At 71.9% G+C, this 20,231-nt stretch carries 17 protein-coding genes; 15 read left to right on the top strand and 2 right to left on the bottom strand.

Going from position 1 to position 20,231, the window contains the following annotated elements:
- Window positions 1-20 precede the first annotated feature (20 nt).
- A complete protein-coding gene (locus tag ACQXVK_RS03380) occupies window positions 21-722 on the top strand; it encodes a GntR family transcriptional regulator (protein WP_430852698.1) in 702 nt (233 codons plus the stop codon).
- 258 nt (window positions 723-980) lie between these two features.
- Here ACQXVK_RS03380 and ACQXVK_RS03375 read toward each other — a convergent pair whose 3' ends face one another.
- Window positions 981-1,136, bottom strand: coding sequence for a hypothetical protein (locus ACQXVK_RS03375; protein WP_022907498.1), 156 nt, complete (start codon window positions 1,134-1,136; stop codon window positions 981-983).
- Window positions 1,137-1,381: 245 nt separating this feature from the next.
- Between ACQXVK_RS03375 and ACQXVK_RS03370 the strand changes: the two genes are divergently transcribed.
- From ACQXVK_RS03370 to ACQXVK_RS03340, 7 genes are all read left to right on the top strand, one after another.
- Entirely contained in the window at window positions 1,382-2,446 is a 1,065-nt protein-coding gene (locus ACQXVK_RS03370) for a LacI family DNA-binding transcriptional regulator (RefSeq protein ID WP_416394101.1), read from the top strand.
- 753 nt (window positions 2,447-3,199) lie between these two features.
- A complete protein-coding gene (locus ACQXVK_RS03365; RefSeq protein WP_430852695.1) occupies window positions 3,200-4,939 on the top strand; it encodes an ABC transporter substrate-binding protein in 1,740 nt (579 codons plus the stop codon).
- Entirely contained in the window at window positions 4,936-5,916 is a 981-nt protein-coding gene (locus ACQXVK_RS03360; protein WP_430852694.1) for an ABC transporter permease, read from the top strand. The genes ACQXVK_RS03365 and ACQXVK_RS03360 overlap by 4 nt, the downstream gene beginning before the upstream one ends.
- Window positions 5,917-5,974: 58 nt before the next feature.
- Window positions 5,975-6,907, top strand: coding sequence for an ABC transporter permease (locus ACQXVK_RS03355; protein ID WP_402265349.1), 933 nt, complete (start codon window positions 5,975-5,977; stop codon window positions 6,905-6,907).
- A complete protein-coding gene (locus tag ACQXVK_RS03350) occupies window positions 6,904-8,700 on the top strand; it encodes an ABC transporter ATP-binding protein (protein ID WP_402265346.1) in 1,797 nt (598 codons plus the stop codon). The genes ACQXVK_RS03355 and ACQXVK_RS03350 overlap by 4 nt, the downstream gene beginning before the upstream one ends.
- Window positions 8,697-9,569, top strand: coding sequence for an alpha/beta fold hydrolase (locus ACQXVK_RS03345; RefSeq protein WP_430852692.1), 873 nt, complete (start codon window positions 8,697-8,699; stop codon window positions 9,567-9,569). Before ACQXVK_RS03350 ends, ACQXVK_RS03345 begins: the two co-directional genes overlap by 4 nt.
- A 28-nt stretch (window positions 9,570-9,597) precedes the next feature.
- Entirely contained in the window at window positions 9,598-10,785 is a 1,188-nt protein-coding gene (locus ACQXVK_RS03340; protein WP_430852757.1) for a glycoside hydrolase family 1 protein, read from the top strand.
- Between the two features lie 62 nt (window positions 10,786-10,847).
- Here ACQXVK_RS03340 and ACQXVK_RS03335 read toward each other — a convergent pair whose 3' ends face one another.
- Window positions 10,848-11,744, bottom strand: a complete 897-nt coding sequence (locus tag ACQXVK_RS03335) for an ankyrin repeat domain-containing protein (RefSeq protein WP_430852690.1) — start codon at window positions 11,742-11,744, stop codon at window positions 10,848-10,850.
- 102 nt (window positions 11,745-11,846) lie between these two features.
- On the opposite strand from ACQXVK_RS03335, the gene ACQXVK_RS03330 reads away from it, so the two are divergent.
- From ACQXVK_RS03330 to ACQXVK_RS03300, 7 genes are all read left to right on the top strand, one after another.
- Window positions 11,847-12,458 (top strand): acyltransferase, encoded by a 612-nt coding sequence (locus tag ACQXVK_RS03330; RefSeq protein ID WP_430852688.1) that lies wholly within the window; start codon window positions 11,847-11,849, stop codon window positions 12,456-12,458.
- Entirely contained in the window at window positions 12,455-13,579 is a 1,125-nt protein-coding gene (locus ACQXVK_RS03325; protein WP_430852687.1) for a DegT/DnrJ/EryC1/StrS family aminotransferase, read from the top strand. Before ACQXVK_RS03330 ends, ACQXVK_RS03325 begins: the two co-directional genes overlap by 4 nt.
- A complete protein-coding gene (locus ACQXVK_RS03320) occupies window positions 13,576-14,574 on the top strand; it encodes a Gfo/Idh/MocA family protein (RefSeq protein ID WP_402265331.1) in 999 nt (332 codons plus the stop codon). Before ACQXVK_RS03325 ends, ACQXVK_RS03320 begins: the two co-directional genes overlap by 4 nt.
- A gap of 103 nt (window positions 14,575-14,677) precedes the next feature.
- On the top strand, window positions 14,678-15,973 hold the full coding sequence (locus ACQXVK_RS03315) for a nucleotide sugar dehydrogenase (RefSeq protein ID WP_430852685.1): 1,296 nt from the start codon (window positions 14,678-14,680) through the stop codon (window positions 15,971-15,973).
- 55 nt (window positions 15,974-16,028) lie between these two features.
- Window positions 16,029-17,204, top strand: coding sequence for a glycosyltransferase (locus ACQXVK_RS03310; RefSeq protein WP_430852683.1), 1,176 nt, complete (start codon window positions 16,029-16,031; stop codon window positions 17,202-17,204).
- 53 nt (window positions 17,205-17,257) lie between these two features.
- A complete protein-coding gene (locus tag ACQXVK_RS03305) occupies window positions 17,258-18,613 on the top strand; it encodes a lipopolysaccharide biosynthesis protein (RefSeq protein ID WP_430852682.1) in 1,356 nt (451 codons plus the stop codon).
- Window positions 18,614-18,650: 37 nt separating this feature from the next.
- On the top strand, window positions 18,651-20,012 hold the full coding sequence (locus tag ACQXVK_RS03300) for a right-handed parallel beta-helix repeat-containing protein (RefSeq protein ID WP_430852681.1): 1,362 nt from the start codon (window positions 18,651-18,653) through the stop codon (window positions 20,010-20,012).
- Window positions 20,013-20,231: the final 219 nt, after the last annotated feature.

Raw genomic sequence — 20,231 nt, 5'->3', positions numbered from 1 at the left:
CGCCGCTAGGCTGGATCGCCGTGACCGAGACGACCGAACCAGCGCCCGTGTCGCAGACGAGCCAGCTCTACGACAACCTCCGTGCCGCGATCCTCACGCTCGAGATCGCCCCGGGGGAGCGCATCTCCGAACGCGGGCTCGAAGCGCGGTTCCACGCCTCGCGGACCCCGGTCCGAGCGGCGCTCTCCAGGCTCGAGCGCGAGGGGCTCATCCTGCACGAGGGGCGCTCGTGGACGGTCACGCCGATCGACCTCGACGAGATCGCGTCGCTCGCGGAACTCCGGGGCGTCCTCGAGCCCGCCGCCGCCCGGCTCGCCGTGGCGCGGGCGTCCGCGGCGCAGCTCGACGAGGTCCGCGCGCACCTCGACAGCCTCCGACCGACCCCGGACCGGCAGGCCGGCATCCGGATGGGCTCGACGTTCCACCTCGACCTCGCAGCGCTCGGCGGCAACCGGTTCATCACCGACGCCATCGCCGACGCGCTCACCCGCCTGGAGCGCACGCGGTGGATCGAGGTGCGCACACCCGAGGCACGCGACGCGGCGTGGGAGGAGCACAGCGCCATCATCGACGCCGTGCGCGCGGGCGACCCCGACCGCGCGGCCGAGCTGTTGGCGGCACACGTCGCGGGCACGAACGATCGACTGCTGGCGTGGATCGCGCAGGAGCGCCGGCGGCTGCGGGGTGCCGGGATGGCGATCGTGGGCAGCACCGAGCGCTGACGCGCCGACCGGGCGTCGGCGCGACGGACATGCCGACCGGGCGCTGACGCGACGGACGTGCCCGCCGGCGCGACGGACGTGCCGACCGGGCGGTGACGCGACGGACCTTCCGGCCGGGCGCTGACGCGACACACCTGCCGACCGCGCGCTGACGCGACGCACCTGCCGACCGCACGCTGACGCGACGGACGTGCCGTGGGCGCGACCGACCGGTCGGGCGCGGTGCGCGGCGGACCCGCACCGCGCCTCCGCGGACCGCTACGGTTTCGTCGCGCCGTCCTCGGCCGAGTCGATCTGGTCGAAGATCCAGGCGTTGCCGCCGTCGGAGTGGTCGAGCAGTGCGTCGCGCACCTCGGCCTCGTCGGTGGTGAGCCGGATCGCGCTCTTGCTGCCGGACCGTGTCGATTGGGACATCGCGTCTTCTCCTGTGTGTGTGGGCACCGTGGCGGTGCGCTTCCTCACGGGACGTGCTGAGGTCGTGACAGTGTGGCGCGCCCTGTCCGGATCGCGCAAGGGGTTTCCGGCACATGTGGGAAAGTCCCGGTGGGCTCCATGCCTAGGATGGTCCGGCCGCGCGGCTCGCGGCACGCGAGCAGCGGACGTCGGACGGGAGGCACGGCTTGGCCGAGCAGCGCACCGCACCTCCCACGGTCTACGACGTGGCATCCGCGGCGGGCGTCTCCATCGCCACCGTGTCGCGCGTGCTCCGCACGCCCGACGCCGTCCGTGAGGGCACTCGCGACCGCGTCCAGGCGGCCATCCGGACGCTCGGGTACGTCCCTTCCGGCAACGCACGCGCGCTCGCGGGCAAGCGCACCGGCGTGGTCGGTCTGCTGCTGCCGGGGTTCGACGTCGTGCCGGACGAGCGGCCGGACCTGGTGACCGACGGTGGTGTCCGGGTCGTCGACGACCGGCGGCACGTGACGCAGCCGTTCTCCTCCAACCTGTACTTCGACGAGGTCCTGCGCGGTGCCGAGACCGAGGCCTGGCAGCGCGGGCTCGCGCTGATGGTGGCGGCGGGGCGGGGCTCCTCCCGGGACGTCATCGTCAACGACGTCGCCGGCCGGGTCGACGGACTCGCGGTCCTCGCGCAGACGGTCCCGGACGACCTGCTCGAGCACGTCGCCCGCCGGATCCCGGTCGTCGTGCTCGCGGACGACCGGCGCTCGCACGGCTTCGACTCGGTGAGCGTCGACAACGCCGCGGGCATGCGGACGCTCGGCGCGCACGTCATCGGGCGGCTCGGCATCCGGTCGCTCGTGTACCTGGCGGGGCCGATCGACTCACCCGACGACATGGAGCGCTCGGCTGGGTTCCGGCAGGCGCTCGACGACCACGGGGTCCCGGCGTCGTCGGTGCGCGTCGTGCACGGCGACTTCGGGCGTGCGCGGGCCCGGGAGCTCGCGGCGCAGCTGCTCGACGGGGACGCCGTCCCGCGGGCGATCGTCTGCTCGAACGACCAGTCGGCGCTCGGCGTGCTCGACGCCGCGGGGGCGCGGGGCGTCCGGGTGCCGGACGACCTCGTCGTGACCGGCTTCGACGGCATCGACGCGGGGCGGTTCTCGTCGCCCCGGCTGACCACCGTGCACCAGCCGATGGGGGAGCTCGGGCGTGCCGCGGTGCGGGCGATCGTGGACCGGCTGGAGCGGCGCGACGGGCCGCCGCGGGCGGTGCGACTGCCGGTCGAGGTGCTGCTGCGGGAGAGCTGCCCCCCGGCGCTCTAGCCCGCCGGGTCCGCCCGCCCGCCGCTCCTCCCGCGCCTCCTGCCGGCCGGTCCTCCCGCTGGCCGGTCCTCCTGCTGGCCGCTGGGTGCTGCTCGGCCTTTCCTCCTGCGCGCCGCTGGGTGCTGCTCGCCTTTCCTCCCGCGCGCCGCACCGTGCCGCCTTGGTCATCCGGTGCGCAGTTACCCGCTCGGTGCGAACTTGTCGCGCCGCACGCAGCGCGCAACCCCGCACCGGCCGGCGAGTCCCGCACCGTGCGCGGCACCGACCGCCCCCGCAACCCCGCACCGGCCGACGAAGCCCGCACCGGCGCCGCGCCACTCGACCCCGCAACCGCGCACGGTGCGAGTCGGGGCTGCACCGCGCCTCCTGGCCCGAGCTGCCCGTTCGCGTCTCGATCGACCCGTCCACCCATCGCGGCCTCGTGCCTCTCGCGCTCGCCGCACCGTGCCGCCTCGCTCATCCCGTGCGGCGTTGCCCGCTGGGTGAGGCCCTGTCGCGCCGCACACAGCGTGCAACCTCGCACCGGCCGATGGAGCCCGCACGGTGCGCCGCGCCCACCCGGCCTCGCGCTGGACCCGCGCCCGCCACCCGCGCCCGCCCCGCACCCACCCACCCCCGCACCCACCCGGCCCCGCGTCCGCCACCTCCGCCCCGCACCCGTACCGCCCCGGGAAACAACCCGCACGGTTGCGCGCTGCGATGTAAGCGCATACATTGTCTCCGTACCGACTCGACACGGAGGTCGACCGAGCAATGACGCTTCCCCCACAGCGCGTCCCAGCGCGCACCCCGGGCACCCGCCGGGGACGGCGAGGCCGCCTCATCGCGGCCATCGCCGGCATCGCGGTCGTGGCCCTCGCGGCCACCGGCTGCAGCATCCAGGTCCGCTCCCAGCCGGACCCGAGCATCGGCAAGGACACCATGCTCATCAACGCGGACCACGGCAACCCGCTGTTCGACCGCAACTTCAACCCGTACATCGCCAACGCCCGCACGGCGAGCAAGTGGATGTACGAGCCGCTCATCGAGATCAACCCGCTCGACGGCAAGGGCACCCCGTGGCTCGCGAGCAGCTGGAGCCAGCCGGACGCCCGCACGATCGACATGACGATCCGCAAGGGCGTCGAGTGGTCGGATGGCTCGCCGTTCAGCACGAAGGACGTCGTCTTCACGTTCGACCTGCTGAAGAAGTTCCCGGCGATGGACGTCAAGGGCGCCTGGCAGCACATCGACCGCATCGAGAGCAAGGACGGCCACGTCGTCTTCCACCTCAAGAGCGACGACGTGCCGAGCCTCAACATCATCGGCGCGACGTACATCCTGGGTGCGAAGCACTACGGCGGCGTGCAGGACCCGACGACGTGGCGCGACCCGAACCCCGTCGGGACCGGCCCGTTCGTGCTCGGCAACTACACCGACCAGCAGTACTCGATGGACAAGAACCCGCGGTACTGGCAGGCCGACAAGATCGCCATCAAGCACCTCATCCTGCCGGCGACGAACACGCAGCTCGACACGGTCACGCGCGGCTACGACTGGGCGTACTCCTTCATCTCCGACGTGAAGGGCACCTGGGGGGCGGCTTCGAAGACCAACACCTGGTGGTTCCCCGCCGGCGGCGTCATCGGTCTCATCCCGAACCTGACGAAGGCGCCGTACAACGACGTCAACGTCCGGAAGGGCATCTCGCTCGCCCTGGACCGCGACGACATCGCCGAGACCGCGTCCGAGGGCAACCTGGCGGCGGCGGGCCAGACCGGCCTGATCCTGCCGAACCAGGAGAAGTACCTCAACCCGGACATCCCCGACCAGGGCATGATCGCGCAGGACGTCGACGCCGCGAAGCAGGCGTTCGCGAAGTCCGGCTGGACCGAGCAGGACGGCAAGATCATGAAGGACGGCAAGCAGCTGTCCATCACGATCATGACCGCGAACGGCTACTCGGACTGGCTCCGTGCCGCGCAGACCGTGCAGCGCAACCTCACGGCGATCGGCATCAAGGTGTCGATCCAGGCGCCGCAGCCCGCGGGCTACCAGTCGAACCTCAACAACGGTCAGTTCGACATGGCGATGGGCGGCATGGGCAACGGCGACGTCTACCAGGCGTTCAACTCGCTGCTGAGCTCCGACTTCTACCAGCCGGTCGGCAAGTCGACGGTGAACAACTACGAGCGGTACCAGAACGCCGACACCCAGAAGCTCCTCGACGAGTACAAGGCGACGACGGACACCGCGAAGCAGCAGGAGATCCTCGACCAGCTCCAGGAGATCGTGTACGACGACCTGCCCGTGATCGGCATGTACTACGGCGGACTCTGGGGCCTGTTCAACACCGGCAAGTTCGTCGGCTGGCCGAGCGCCGAGGACCCGTACATGGCACCGCAGAACTACGACTCGGCTCCGCTGCTGATCTTCTCGAAGCTGCGGCTCCGTGACAGCGCAGCGGGCAAGCAGATCCTGCAGGAGCAGAAGGCCCAGGAGGACCAGCAGTGAAGTACATCCTCCAGAAACTCGTCCTCTTCGTCCTGACCCTCTGGGCCGCGGTCACGCTGAACTTCGTGCTCCCGCGACTCATGCCGGGCAGCCCGACCGACGCCGCGCTGGCGAAGCTCAGCCAGAACGGGCCCGTCACCTACGCCACCAAGAAGGCCATCGAGGCGCAGCTCGGCGTCCCGAGCGGCAACCTCTGGGACCAGTACGTCAGCTACCTGCACCAGGTCATCACCCTCGACTTCGGCACGAGCTACACGTTCTACCCGCAGCCCGTCGGTGACCTCGTCGCCCAGGCCCTGCCGTACACGCTCATCCTCGTCGGCGTGGTGACGATCCTCGCCTTCGTCCTCGGCACCCTCATCGGCGTCGGCGCAGCGTGGAAGCGCGGCACCTGGCTCGACTCCCTGCCGACGCTGTCCGGATCGTTCATGTCGACGTTCCCCTACTTCTGGACGGCGCTCCTGCTGCTGTTCTTCCTCGGCTACGTCCTGCACTGGTTCCCGACCACGGGTGCCTACTCCGCGACGACGACCCCTGGCCTCAGCGGGGCGTTCCTCGGAGACGCGCTGCAGCACGCGGTCCTGCCGGCGGTCACGATCCTCGTGACGAGCCTCGGCGGCTGGATCATCGGCATGCGCAACGCCATGATCAACACGCTCGGCGACGACTACGTGACCTTCGCCGAGGCGAACGGCCTGCGCGGGCGCACGGTCGCGGTCCGGTACGCGGCGCGCAACGCGATCCTGCCGAACCTGACCGGCTTCGGTCTGGCGCTCGGTGGCGTGGTCGGCGGGTCCGTCCTGGTCGAGCAGGTGTTCGGCTACCCGGGCATCGGCTACCTGCTGTTCAACGCCGTGATCGGGCAGGACTACCCCCTCATGCAGGCCCTCTTCCTGATGATCACCGTGTCGGTGCTCATCGCCAACTTCATCGTGGACGTCCTGTACGGCGTCCTGGACCCGAGGACGCGCCGATGACCACAACGTCGCGATGGGCGGCGTGCTCTGCCCACAACCACCACCCGAGGACGCGCCGATGACCACGATCGCAGTTCGCACGCAAGAAGAAGAACCCACCGCCCCGTCCAAGCTCAAGGCCGCCGCCCGCCAGTTCGGCGTCGTCTGGAGCAACACCAAGGCCCGGATCGGCATCATCATCCTCGGCGTCTTCGTCGTGGTCGCGCTCGCCGCCCCGCTCCTCGCCCCCTACGGCGCGAGCCAGAACGGGTTCGCCCGGAGCGCCGACGCCACCTGGGCGCACTGGATGGGCACGACCGCCGCCGGCGAGGACGTCCTCTCCCAGATCATCTACGGCGCGAGGATCTCGGTCCTCGTCGGCGCCGTCGCGGGCCTGCTGTCCACGCTCGTCGCGGTCGCGATCGGCCTGAGCTGGGGGTACGTCCGGGGCTGGATCGCCGAGGTCATCGGGTTCATCGTGAACCTCTTCCTCGTCATCCCGGGCCTCCCGCTCATGATCGTCATCGCGGCGTACCTGCAGAACGGCGGCATCGCGGTCATCATCGCGGTGATCGTGGTCACCGGCTGGGCATGGGGCGCGCGCGTCCTGCGCAGCCAGACGCAGTCGCTCCGCGGTCGTGACTTCGTGACCGCCGCCCAGTTCTCCGGCGACGGCGCGACGCGCATCGTGTTCCGCGAGATCCTCCCGAACATGACGAGCCTCATCGTCGGCTCGTTCTTCGGTGCGGCGACGAGCGCCATCCTCGCCGAGGCGGGCCTCGAGTTCCTTGGACTCGGCGACTCGTCCATCGTCAGCTGGGGCACGATCCTCTACTGGGCGCAGAACTCGAACGCGCTGCTCACCGGCCAGTGGATCCTGCTGTTCGCCCCGGGTCTCTGCATCGCCCTCCTCGCGATGAGCCTGACCCTGATCAACTTCGGCGTCGACGCCGTGTCCAACCCGCGACTGCGCGACGGCGCGCGTCGCAAGCGCAAGGAGGCCACCGCATGAGCGGCGCACCCACGCACGCATCGGACGGCCTGGAGGCGCGGGACGGCGCCGCCACGCGCCTCCCGTCCGACCCGCACCGCGCCACGAGCGTGACGCAGGACGTCCTGCTGGACGTCCGCGACCTGTCGGTCGTGTACGAATCGGCCGGCCAGGAGGCCGTCCAGGCCGTCGACCACGTGTCCTTCAGCCTGCGGAAGGGCGAGTTCGTCGGCCTGGTCGGCGAGTCCGGCTCGGGCAAGTCGACCCTCGGCTACGCGCTGACCCGACTGCAGAAACCGCCGGCGCGCACGAACGGCGGCAGCATCGTCTTCGGCGGACACGACATCCGCGACCTCGACGAGGAAGCCCTCCGGCAGCAGCGCCAGGGCGGCTTCGCGATGGTGCTGCAGTCCGGCATGAACGCGCTCAACCCGGTGCGGACCATCCGCAACCACTTCATCGACGTGTTCAAGGCGCACGGCCACGTGTCGCGGGACCGCTGGGACGCCCGGATGAAGGAGCTCATCGAGAAGGTGAAGCTGCCGACGTCGATGCTCGCCCGGTTCCCCGGGGAGCTCTCCGGCGGCATGCGGCAGCGCGTCTCGATCGCCCTCGCGCTGTCGCTGGAACCGCAGCTCATGGTGTTCGACGAGCCGACCACCGCGCTCGACGTCCTCGTGCAGCACGCCGTGATGGACACGATCATCGAGCTGCAGCAGTCCGAGGGGTTCACGGCCATCCTGATCAGCCACGATCTCGGCATCGTCCTCGAGGCGACCGAGCGCGTGCTCGTCATGCACGAGGGGCGGATCGTCGAGGACGGCGGCTCGAAGGAGATCCTGCGCGACCCGCAGGACGACTACACGAAGATGCTGCTGTCGCACTACGCCGACCCGCGCGCCGAGGTCGTGAGCCTGCCCGGGTTCCCCGATCGGTCGCAGCGCTCGTCCGACGGGGCGACGCGCCAGGAGACGACGAGCTCGTTCAGCACGGTCGGGTCCCGCGAGCGCAGTGCGGCACGCAACCCGATCGTCGTCGACCACCTCGTGAAGACGTACCCGGCACCCCGCCGCGGCGAGCAGCCGGTGCAGGCGGTGCGCGACGTGTCATTCACCCTCGAGCCCGGGCAGTCGCTCGCCCTCGTCGGGCAGTCCGGCTCGGGCAAGTCCACGATCGCGAAGCTGCTGACCGGCGTCGAGAAGCCGACGTCGGGCACGGTCCGGTTCGGCGACACGGACGTCGCGAAGCTCGGGCGCCGCGGCCTCAAGGACCTCCGCTCCGAGGTCCAGATGGTGTTCCAGGACCCGTACTCGGCGCTCAACCCGCTGCACACGGTCGAGTACACGCTGTCCCGGCCGATCGCGAACTTCACGGACCTCCGTGGACGCGATGCCCGTCGGCGGGTGCTCGAGCTGCTCGAGACCGTCGGCCTGACCCCGGTGGAGCAGTTCGCGCAGAAGCTGCCGCACCAGCTCTCGGGCGGCCAGCGGCAGCGCGTGGTCATCGCCCGGGCGCTGGCGAGCGACCCGCAGGTCATCATCGCCGACGAGCCGGTCTCGATGCTCGACGTGACGCTCCGCGCCGGGGTGCTCGCCCTGCTCGAGGACCTCCGCGAGCAGTGGGGCGTCTCGCTCCTCTACATCACGCACGACCTGCTGAGCGCGCGCCTCATCACCGACGACATCATGGTGCTGCACGACGGCGCCGTGGTCGAGCGGGGGCACACGGCCGAGGTGCTGCAGCACCCGCAGGACGACTACACCGTGGCGTTGCTCGACGCCGTGCCGAACCCGCGGAGGACACTGCTGGCATGAGCACCCTCCACGACTTCCCGACGGTCCCGCCGTTCGGCCACCTGCCCACCCCCGACGGCGTCGACGTCGTCGGCATCGACCTCCCCGTCGGTCGGCTCACCGCCTACCGCGTCGTGCCGTCCGGGCCCAGCAAGGGCGTCGTGCTCGTCGTCCCCGGGTACACCGGGTCGAAGGAGGACTGGCGGACGTTCATGCCGCTCCTCCGGGACGCCGGCTGGACCGCGGTCGCGATCACCCGGCGCGGGCAGGCCGACTCGGCGCGGGCGTCCGGACCCGCGGGCTACACGCTCGACGAGGAAGCCGCCGACGTCGTCCGGGTCGCACGGCTGCTCGACGACGGCGCGCCGGTGCACCTGATCGGCCACTCGCTCGGCGGCGTGATCGTGCGCGAGGCCGCGATCGCCGACCCGAGCGCGTTCCGCGACGTCGTGCAGTTCTGCTCCGGTCCGTACGGCTGGCCCTACCGCAAGGTGACCGAGCTGACGATCCTGCACGACACCGCCGGCAACCTCCGCCAGCTCTTCGACTCGACGAACCCGCTCTGGGCGTACCGGCCCGACGAGGAGCTCCCCGACGACCCCCGCTTCGTCCGCGACCGCTTCGACGCGCACGACCCCGCGAGCGTCGGCGCCGGCGGGCACATCCTCGAGGACCACACCGACTCGTCCGCCGAGCTCCGCGCCACCGGGCTGCCGGTGCTCGTGACGCACGGCGAGTGGGACGGCGCCTGGCCGATCCCGTGGCAGCGGCAGATGGCGCTCGACACGGGCGCCGCCTACGAGGTCATCCCGGAGAGCTACCACGGTCCCCAGGTCGAGAACCCGACGGCGACGCTCGCGGTCTTCGACACCTTCATGAGTCAGCACTGACCTGACCGAGCACGCACCGAAAGGCACCATCATCACCACGCTGCAGTTCCCCGACGGCTTCCTCTGGGGCGCCGCCACCGCCGCCCACCAGATCGAGGGCAACAACGTCAACAGCAACTGGTGGGTGCACGAGCACGAGCCCGACACCACCATCGTCGAACCCTCCGGGGACGCGGCGGACAGCTACCACCGCTACCGCGAGGACATCCGGATCGCCGCCGACCTCGGCCTGAACTCGTACCGGTTCAGCATCGAGTGGGCGCGCATCGAGCCGGAGCGGGGCTTCGTCTCCCGCGCGGAGATCGACCACTACCGCCGCATGGTCGAGGCCTGCCACGAGTTCGGCATCGAGCCGATCGTCACGCTCATGCACTTCACCGTTCCCCGCTGGTTCGAGCGCGACGGCTTCTGGCGCGCCCCCGACGCCGCCGACCTGTTCGCCCGCTACACCGAGGCGGCGCTCCCCGTCGTCCAGGACGGCGTGCGCTACGTCTGCACGATCAACGAGCCGAACATCGCCGCGATGCTCGCCGGGGGAGAGGACGCCCGGAACCTCGTCGCTTACGGCCTGCCGAACCCGGACCTCGGCGTCGCCGACGCCCTGCTCGCCTCGCACAAGCGGTCGCGCGAGGTCCTCTCGCAGGTGCCCGGCCTGCAGTCCGGCTGGACGATCGCGACGCAGGCGTTCCGCTCGAACGGGGAGCCGGGTGCCGACGAGATGCTCCGCGAGTACGGGTACCCGCGCGACGACTGGTACCTCGAGAACGCCGCCGGGGACGACTTCCTCGGCGTCCAGGCGTACACCCGCACCTTCATCGGCCCGTCCGGCCCGTTGCCCGTCGCCGACGACGTCGAGACGACCCTGACCGGCTGGGAGTTCTACCCCGAGGCCTCGGCCGACGGACTCCGCAGCGCGTGGGAGCTCTCCGGCCACGTCCCGCTGATGATCACCGAGAACGGCATCGCCACCGCCGACGACTCCCGCCGGGTGGCCTACACGCAGGGCGCCCTCGAGGGGATCCACCGCTGCATCGAGGACGGCATCGAGGTCCTCGGCTACCAGCACTGGTCGCTCCTCGACAACTACGAGTGGGCGTCGGGCTTCCGCCCGACCTTCGGACTCGTCGCCTGGGACCCGGAGACGTTCGAGCGCGCGCCGAAGGACTCGGCGCACTGGTACGGGCGGGTCGCCGCCGCCAACGCGCTCACCGTCTGAGCAGCGACCGGACAGCGGACGGGAGGCGCGGTGCCAGCTGGCACCGCGCCTCCCGTCTCGTCCTAGTCGCCCTGGTCCGTGTCGTGCGCCGGCCGGTCGAACCAGGCCAGGAGGACCTCCTCCGCCTTCCGCGCACCTCGTTCGTGGGCGATGTCCATCGCGGTCCGCCCCTCGGCATCCTCGACCCGGACGTCCGCCCCGCGTTCCAGCAGCGCCTCGGTCGTGCCGCGGTTGTCGAACCACACCGCGGCGTGCAACGGCGCGAAGCCCCACCGCGGGTCGACCTCGTCGATCCCGGCCGGGTCCTGACCGATGCCGTCCAGCGCCAGGGAGAGCCCGCCGACGTCGCCGTGCGCTGCCGCACGCACCGCGGGGGTCGCCCACTCGACCCAGCCGTCCGGCACCGGGCCGCGCCAGCCGTGCACGGGGCGGCGCTCGAGGTCGGACCAGACCGCCTCGTCCACCGGCCGGACCTCGATCACGACGTCGCGGAAGTGGACGGCGAGCTCGCCGGTCGGGGACACGAGCAGCCGGAGCTCCCAGACGTCCGCGTCGACGTGCGCGATCTCGCCGCGTGAGACGTGGACGTCACCGGCCAGCAGGTCGAGTGCGTCCGTGTCGCCGGGGTCGAGCACGGCCCGGTCGAACCGGAGCGAGACCCGCGCGTGGTTCCAGCGCCGCCAGAGGCCGTCCGGGGTGTCCAGGACCTCGTCGTTGCGCACGACGAAGACCGCGTGCACGGTGTGGGTCGGTGTCGCGTCGACGCCGGCGTCCCCGTGTCGACCGGCCTCCTCGATCCGCCAGCTCTGCACGCGCGACTCGCTCCACGTCACCGAGGCGAGCGCGGCGATCGAGGGCGGTGCGTCGATGACCAGGCGCGCGAGGTGCTCGGGGTAGCCGTCGACGTCCTCGAGGGAGACGTACCCGACGGCGGGCCAGCCAACTCGACTCCATCGCACACGTCGACCTTAGGGGCATCACACGTGCTTTGGAATCGCACGTGATATTTCTCATACCGATATGTAATCTTGGAGGGCAGTCACGAAAGACAGGAACAGCAGATGCCCTCGAACCCGAACGCCTCCGCAGCACCGACCGCGACCATCGCGCCGACCGCCTCGCTCGGCGACGGCGTCCGCGTCTGGGACGGCTCGCACGTCGAGGCCGGTGCCGTCATCGGCGCCGAGACCCTCGTCGGTCGCGGGGTGACGATCGGCGCCGGCGTCGTCGTCGGCGCCCGCTGCAAGATCCAGAACGCCGCCCTCGTCTACGGCCCGGCCGTCCTCGGCGCCGGCGTCTTCGTCGGCCCCGGTGCCGTGCTCACGAACGACAACGTGCCCCGCGCCGTCAACCCCGACGGCACCAAGCAGGACGCGTCCGACTGGCAGCCCACCGCCGTCGTCGTCGAGGACGGCGCGTCGATCGGCGCCGGCGCGATCTGCGTCGCCCCGGTCCACGTCGGCCGCTGGGCGATGGTCGCCGCGGGTGCCGTCGTGACCCACGACGTCCCGGACCACGCACTCGTCGCCGGTGTCCCGGCCCGCCGCATCGGCTGGGTCGGACGCACCGGTGCCCGACTCGTCGCCGCCGCAGGCGACGCACTGACCTGCCCCGCAACGGGCGACCGCTTCCGGCTCTCCGCAGCCGGCGACCAGATCGAGGTGTCCCGATGACCCCCGTGCAGACCACCGCACCGCTCCGCACCACCCCCGACCTCATCCCCGCGGCCAAGCCGCTCATCGGCCAGGACGAACGTCGCGCCGTCGATGCCGTCCTTGCCTCGGGCGGGCTCGCCCAGGGTCCCGAGGTCGCCGCGTTCGAGCGCGAGTTCGGCCAGGTGCTCGTCGAAGGACGCTCCGTCGTCGCCGTCAACAGCGGCACCGCGGCGCTGCACCTCGCGCTCGTCGCCCTCGGCATCGGTCCCGGCGACGAGGTGATCGTCCCCTCGTTCACCTTCGCGGCCACCGCCAACGCGGTCCGGCTCGTCGGTGCCACCCCGGTCTTCGTCGACATCGACCCGGTCTCCTACTGCGTCGATCCCGCCGCCGTCCGCCGCGCGGTCACGCCCGCCACCCGTGCCCTCATGCCGGTGCACCTCTACGGACACCCGGCCGACATGACGGCCCTGGCCGCGATCGCCGCCGAGCACGACCTGCTCGTGGTCGAGGACGCGGCCCAGGCCCACGGCGCCCGCTGGGCCGGCCGGCGGGTCGGCAGCACGTCCGACGCCAGCGCCTTCAGCCTCTACCCGACGAAGAACATGACGGCGGGCGAGGGCGGCATGGTGTCCACGACCTCGCCCGAGGTCGACCGCACGCTGCGACTCCTCCGCAACCAGGGCATGGAGCAGCGCTACGCGAACGAGGTCATCGGCTTCAACGCCCGGATGTCCGACATCCACGCCGCCATCGGCCGCGTCCAGCTCGGCAAGGTGCTCAGCTGGACGGCGCAGCGCCAGGCCAACGCGGCCTACCTCGCCCGTGAACTCCGCGGCGTGGTCGTGCCGACGGTGCACCCCGACGCCGAGCACGTCTTCCACCAGTTCATCGTCCGTGTCCCCGAGGACCGCGACGGCCTGGCCGAGGCGCTCCGCTCGGAGTTCGGCGTCGGCACCGGCGTGTACTACCCGACCCCGGTCCACCGCCTGCCCTCGTTCGGCCTCGAGCTCGACCTGCCCGAGACCGAGCGCGCTGCCGGCGAGGTCCTGGCGCTGCCGGTCTACCCGACGCTCACGCTCGCCCAGCTCGACCGCATCGTCGACGGCGTCAACACCCTCGTGGGAGCCGGCCGATGACCGCCCGCGTCCTCCGGGCCGGCGTGATCGGTCTCGGCATGATGGGCCGCCACCACGCCCGCGTGCTCCAGTCGGTCGAAGGTGTCGAGTTCGTCGGCGCCGCCGATGCCCTCGGCGACCGCCACGGCGCAGCAGGGAGCGCGCCCGTCGTCGCGACCGTGCAGGAGCTCGTCGCGCTCGGGATCGACACGGCCGTCGTGGCCGTCCCCACCGCCTTCCACGAAGCGGTCGGGCTCGAACTCGCCGCCGCCGGGGTCCACGCCCTCATCGAGAAGCCGGTCGCGGTCGACGAACAGGCCGCCGCGCGACTCGTCAGCGCGTTCGACGCCGCCGGACTCGTCGGCGCCGTCGGACACATCGAGCGCTACAACCCGGCGCTCCGCGCACTCCGCACCCGGCTCGACGCCGGCGAGCTCGGCGAGGTCTACCAGATCGCGACCCGTCGGCAGGGGCCGTTCCCGGCACGCATCGCCGACGTCGGCGTGGTGAAGGACCTCGCGACCCACGACATCGACGCGACCGCGTGGATCGCCCGGTCGCCGTTCGTCCACGTCGGCGCGCTCGCCTGCACCAAGAGCGGTCGCCCGCACGAGGACCTCGTGACCGTCACCGGACAGCTCGCGGACGGCACCGTCACCTCGCACCTGGTCAACTGGCTGACGCCGTTCAAGGAGCGGCTCATCGTCGTGACCGGCGAGCGCGGGGCCTTCGTCGCCGACACGCTGCACGCCGACCTCACGTTCCACGAGAACGGGACCACCGCCACCGCCTGGGACCAGGTCGCGGCCTTCCGCGGGGTCGCCGAGGGGGCGAGCACCCGCTTCGCGATCGAGAAGCGCGAGCCGCTGCTCGTCGAGCACGAGGCGTTCCGCGACGCCGTCCTCGGACGCGGAGACGACATCGTGACGCTCGCCGAGGGTGCCCGCACGGTCGCCGTCGCCGAGGCCGTGCTCCGTTCCGCGCAGACCCGCACCGCACTCCACCTCGCGGCCTGACCGCACCCGCCCGCACCCGTCCGCACCCGTCCGCACCCGTCCGCACCCGTCCGCACCGGACCACCAGAACCCGTCCCGGCCCCGCCGGAGAGAGCAGCACACCATGAACGTCGTCGTCGTCGGCCTCGGCAAGATCGGCCTCCCGCTGGCCGTCCAGTACGCCCGATCGGGCGCGACCGTCACCGGACTCGACGTGGCACCCGCCGTCGTCGAGTCGGTGAACGCCGCGGTCGAACCCTTCCCCGGTGAGCACGGGCTCGCCGCCGGCCTCGCCGAGGTCGTCCCCGCCGGGATGCTCCGCGCCACCACCGACCCCGCCGACGCGATCCCGACGGCCGACGTCGTCGTGGTCGTCGTGCCGCTCTTCGTCGGCGGTGACGGCACCCCCGACTTCGGCTGGATGGACGCTGCGACGGAGTCGATCGGCGCGCACCTCCGCCCCGGCACGCTCGTCGCCTACGAGACCACGCTGCCGGTCGGCACCACCCGCACGCGGTGGGCGCCGATGCTCGAGCGCGCCTCCGGGCTCACCGAGGGCCGCGACTTCCACGTCGTGTTCTCGCCGGAGCGGGTGCTCACCGGGCGGGTCTTCGCGGACCTCCGGCGCTACCCGAAGCTCATCGGTGCGCTCTCCAGAGCCGGAGCCGACCTCGCCGACGACTTCTACCGGGCGGTCCTGCAGTTCGACGACCGGTCCGACCTGCCGCGCCGGAACGGCGTGTGGGACCTCGGGTCCGCCGAGGCCGCCGAGATGGCGAAGCTCGCCGAGACGACCTACCGCGACGTCAACATCGCGCTCGCCAACGAGTTCGCGGTGTTCGCCGGGCGGAACGACATCGACGTCGCCAAGGTGATCGAGGCCTGCAACTCGCAGCCCTACAGCCACATCCACCAGCCGGGCATCGCCGTCGGCGGCCACTGCATCCCGGTCTACCCGCAGCTGTACCTCTGTAACGACCCGGACGCCACCGTGGTGCGCGCCGCCCGTGCGCGGAACCAGGTGATGCCCGACCACGCGGTCGACCTCCTCGCGCGCCTCCACGGCGACCTCGCGGGCCAGCGTGTCGTCGTGCTCGGTGCCGCCTACCGCGGGGGCGTCAAGGAGACCGCGTTCTCCGGGGTCTACGGCACGGTCACCGCGCTCGAGCAGCGCGGGGCGACGGTCACGGTCTCCGACCCGCTGTACTCCTCGTCGGAGCTCGAGCGGCTCGGCTTCACGGCGCACGTGCCGGGGGAACCGGTCGACGCAGCGGTGGTCCAGGCCGACCACGCCGAGTACCGGACGATGGACCACGGCTCCCTGCCGGGCGTCCGCACCGTCGTCGACGGTCGACGTGTCCTCGACACCGCCAAGTGGGACTGCGTCGTCGTCGCCATCGGGGCACCTGCCGCGAACTGACATGCAACATGTGCAGAACTGCCGTCCAGGAGTCCTGCGCACCTAGCCTGCGGTCATGGACTCCAGGCCCCGTCCGTTCGACATCGTGCACGTGTCGAGCGCCCATCCGTGGACGGACAACCGTGTGCACCTCCGATCCGCAGCCACCGCGGCCGCGACCGGGTACCGGACCGCTCTGGTCGCCGTCTCGACCGACGGCCGCGCCGATCGTGACTGGGACGACCCCGATCCGACGACGGGCGTCTACGTCCGACGGCTCCGACGGCGACGACGCGCTGCCCGGGTGACGCTCTCGACCGCCCAGGCCGTCCGAGCGGCGTGGTCGTCCCGTGCCCGGGTCGTGCACCTGCACGACCCGGAACTCCTCTGGTCGGTACCGCTCCTGCGTGCGGCCGGTCGCGCGGTCGTCTACGACGCGCACGAAGACCTCCCCGCCCAGGTCGCCGGCAAGGAGTACCTCGGCCGGGCTGGTCGACGGCTCGCCGTGCCGATCGCGCACGCTGCGATCGCCGTGGCACGCCGAGCCTCGTTCGTGGTCGCGGCGACCCCGACGATCGCGGAACGGTTCGATCCGAGGTCGACCGAGGTGGTCCGGAACTTCCCCCGGCTCCGAGCGGTCGACCACGGGCTCCCGCCGTCCCAGCGCCGACGACGCATCGCCTACCTCGGTGCGTTGAACCGTGACCGCGGGCTGTCGGTCGTGACGGCGCTCGCCGGCTCCCTGCACCGGGCGCCCGGGTGGTCGCTCGTCGTCGCCGGGCAGATCGATGCGGCCGTCGATCGCCGCGCCTTCGACGCACAGATCGCGACCGGGCGGATCGCCTACGCCGGCGTCCTCGCTCCTGACGCGGCACGCGACGTGTTGCTCGATGCGCGCATCGGGATCGTCCCCCTCCTGCCGACGCCGGCGTTCCGGACCTCGATCCCGACGAAGCTCCTCGAGTACCTCGCGGCCGGTCTGGCCGTGATCGCGACCGACGTCCCCGCCTGGCGTGCGCTCGTCGACGGCTTCGACTGTGTGACGTGGGTCCCAGCGGACGACCCGGAGGCGATCCTCCGTGCCGTCCAGGCGTACGACGACGATCCGGCGCTGCTCGACCGACACGGTCGTGCGGCGGCCGAGGCCGCTCGCACCCGGCTGCACTGGGGACGCGAGTCGGGGCGGCTCACAGGGGTCTACCGCCGCCTGGGCCTCCCGGACCCGATCGGAGGTCTTTCGCATGGCATGTGATATTCTGTATCTCGACGGCCACGCAACGATGGTCGAGGACGGAAGGTCGACCCATGCGCCGGATCAGGACGCACCGAGTCACGGCACGGAGACTGCCCGCCGTCGCGGTGATCCTGTCGGGCACGCTGATCGGGCAGGGGACCGTCATCGCCGTGTCGCCACTGCTGACGCGCGCGTACGGGCCGTCGGACTTCGGCGCGCTCGCGGTGATCACGGCCCTGTGCTCGATCCTCGGCGCGTTCGCCACCACGGGGACGGACCGCGCGCTGATGGTCGCCCCGACGGATCGCGCGGTGCGGCACCTCGTGCTCTTCGGACTGATGACCTCAGCCGTCGTCGCGGGAGCCGTCGGGGCGGCGGCCTGGTCCTTCCGGAACGCCCTCGCCGCGGGCTTCGACGCCCCGTCGCTCGCGGAGCTCTGGTGGCTCTTCCCCCTGACGACCGTCGCGATCAGTGCCTTCCGGATCGTGAGCGCGACCGTCGCGCGACGGCAGCGCTACACCGACCTGGCCACCCGGAACGCGGTGCAAGGGCTGGCACAGACCGCGTGGAACCTGCTCGCCGCACCGCTCGGACCCGTCGGCCTGCTCGCTGGCCTGTCGGTGGGCCGACTGGCGGGGGTGCTCGGCTCCCTGCCAGGATCCCGTCGCCGCATGCTCGAGGCGTCGGCGTCGGCGTCGGCGTCGGCACCCGCTTCGGTGTCCGTGTCGCGGTCGGACCGCATGGCGGCGACGCTCGGCGCACACCGGCGGTTCCTGCTCGTGACGCCCTGGTCTGCGCTCCTCAACGTCCTCGGGCAGCAGGGACCCAGTGTCCTCATCGCCCTCGCCCTGGGCAGCACGTCGGCCGGGTACGTCGCCCTCACGATGCGTGTGCTTGGTACACCCGTCGGCATGCTGGCGGACGCGGTCGCGCAGTGGTCCGGCGGCGTGTTCGGGCGCTCGGTCCGCTCCGGCACACCGGTGGACCGGCTGCTCAGACGGATCGTGCTGCGGCTGGCGGTCGCGGGTGCCGCCGGGACACTCCTCGTCCTCGTCTTCGCACCGACGGCGTTCTCGGTCGTCTTCGGCTCGCAGTGGACGCTGTCGGGCACCTACGCCCAGGTCCTCGTGCCGGCGTTCGCCGTGCAGGTCGTCGCGTCGCCGGTGACCCAGCTGCTCTCCCTGCTCGGCCGACAGCTGACGCAACTGTGGTGGGACGGCGGTCGACTGGTCCTGACGTCCGGCTCAGTCCTCGTGACGACCGCTGCAGGCGCGAGCCCCGGGGTGACGGTCGCCGCGCTGTCGGCATCGATGGTCGTCGCCTACGCCGTCGTCCTCGTCCTGGTGCGGCGAGCAGTCCGGGCGCACCGGATCGTCGCGACTTCGACTGTCCTGGCTCCTCCGGGGACCGCACTCCCCGTTCGCTGACCCGGGTCGGCCGGACGCACCTCGGGAGCCTCCCGTGGTGACGCGGCGGCAGACCCTGCGAGCGATCGCGGTCAGCGCGACGGCGTCGGCGCTCGGCGCGGCTCCGACGCTCGCGCGGGTGGCGACGACTCCTGCGCCCGCTCCGGCGGCAGCGGTCCCCGTGGACGACGTCGACGCGGCGTCGCTGCACGAACTCGTCGAAGCGGCGGCCCCGTGGTCCACGGTCACCATCACCCGGGACTGGGTCGTCACCGAGTCGCTGGTCCTCACGTCGCCGATCACCCTGCGGTTCGCGGGCGGGTCGATCTCGACCGACGCGCACATCGCGGTCATCACGGTGCGCTCCTCCGACGTGCGCATCGAGGAGCCCGTCCTCCGCGGTCGCGACGGGACGGTCTCCGGGCTCGGTCGCGGTGTGCACGCAGCCGGCACACCGGACGCTCCGCTGCGGAACATCGAGATCCGAGGCGGCTCGATCAGCGGCCAGTCGCACGACGGCGTGCTGCTCGAGCACGTCGGATGGTTCACCGTGAGCGGCGTCACGATCAGCGGCGTCGGGTACGCGGGGATCCTCATGTTCTCGTGCACGGACGGCGCCGTCAGCGGCAACCGGATCGACGAGGTGCACCAGCCGAGCCCGTACGTGAACTCGTACGGCATCGAGGCGGTCCGCGCGACGACCGCGGGGACCGATCGGTTCCCGCGCAGCGCGCGCATCACCATCAGCGACAACCTGGTGCGGGGCGTGCGGTCCTGGGAAGGGATCGACACGCACGGCGGTGAGGAGATCGTCATCCTCCGCAACCGGGTCGAGGACTGCCGTGTCGGCATCGCCCTCGTCCCGTCGAAGGACGAAGCGGATGCGTCGAAGACCAAGTACGCGCCGCTCTCGTGCGCGGTCATCGGCAACAGCGTCACCCGGTCCACGCGGGGAGCGGGGTCCGGGATCGTGGTGCGTGGAGCGGGGGAGACCGTCGACTCGCCGGCCGAGCGTGCCACCGGCGTCCTGCTGCGGAACGCGGTGTCCGGGTACGGCGACGCCGATCGGGACGCGCCGATCCTCGTGTACCTGACGAGGGACCTCATCGTGGCCGACAACGAACTGCAGGGGTTCGGTCGGGCCATCTCGCTCTACCACTCCAACGCGGACGTGGCGGTCCAACGCAACTCCGTGCTCGGGCTGGAACGGCTCGGGGCGGCGCGGAGCGTCGGGATCGCGGTCGTCGCCACCGCCAACTCCGGGATCGTGGCGGCCAACCGGGTGTCGGTGGGTGACGTGGGGCTGCAGTGCCGACTGGCGCCGAACGCGCTCCTCAGCGTCGCCAACACCTGGGGCGGAGCGGGCATGGATCCCGTGGTGGCCGCCGGCGACTCGGTGTTGCGGTTCCTCGACGGGTGATGCGGTGTTCTGCCGACGGAGCTGACGGGCCGACGGGCCGAGCCCCAACCAGGCCCAGCCCGGCTCATCGGGCCGAACCGCGACCAGGCCCGACCCGGCCGACCGGGCCGAACCCGACCAGCCCCGACCAGCCCCGACCACGCCGACCGGGCCGACCAGGCCGACCAGGCCGACCCGGCCTGGTCGGCTGGGTCCGGGCTCGGCCGGTTCGCGTCCATC

The sequence above is a fragment of the Curtobacterium sp. AB451 genome (genome assembly GCF_050585845.1).
In the GTDB taxonomy this organism is placed as follows: domain Bacteria; phylum Actinomycetota; class Actinomycetes; order Actinomycetales; family Microbacteriaceae; genus Curtobacterium.
This window is presented reverse-complemented; position numbering and strand designations above follow the sequence as displayed.

Bases quoted from the DNA above. Each gene is read 5' to 3' on its own strand.
- ACQXVK_RS03325 (WP_430852687.1), top strand. From the start codon at position 12,455: ATGACCCCCGTGCAGACCACCGCACCGCTCCGCACCACCCCCGACCTC.
- ACQXVK_RS03350 (WP_402265346.1), top strand. From the start codon at position 6,904: ATGAGCGGCGCACCCACGCACGCATCGGACGGCCTGGAGGCGCGGGAC.
- ACQXVK_RS03320 (WP_402265331.1), top strand. From the start codon at position 13,576: ATGACCGCCCGCGTCCTCCGGGCCGGCGTGATCGGTCTCGGCATGATG.
- ACQXVK_RS03310 (WP_430852683.1), top strand. From the start codon at position 16,029: ATGGACTCCAGGCCCCGTCCGTTCGACATCGTGCACGTGTCGAGCGCC.
- ACQXVK_RS03345 (WP_430852692.1), top strand. From the start codon at position 8,697: ATGAGCACCCTCCACGACTTCCCGACGGTCCCGCCGTTCGGCCACCTG.
- ACQXVK_RS03365 (WP_430852695.1), top strand. From the start codon at position 3,200: ATGACGCTTCCCCCACAGCGCGTCCCAGCGCGCACCCCGGGCACCCGC.
- ACQXVK_RS03305 (WP_430852682.1), top strand. From the start codon at position 17,258: ATGCGCCGGATCAGGACGCACCGAGTCACGGCACGGAGACTGCCCGCC.
- ACQXVK_RS03330 (WP_430852688.1), top strand. From the start codon at position 11,847: ATGCCCTCGAACCCGAACGCCTCCGCAGCACCGACCGCGACCATCGCG.
- ACQXVK_RS03355 (WP_402265349.1), top strand. From the start codon at position 5,975: ATGACCACGATCGCAGTTCGCACGCAAGAAGAAGAACCCACCGCCCCG.
- ACQXVK_RS03375 (WP_022907498.1), bottom strand. From the start codon at position 1,136: ATGTCCCAATCGACACGGTCCGGCAGCAAGAGCGCGATCCGGCTCACC.
- ACQXVK_RS03315 (WP_430852685.1), top strand. From the start codon at position 14,678: ATGAACGTCGTCGTCGTCGGCCTCGGCAAGATCGGCCTCCCGCTGGCC.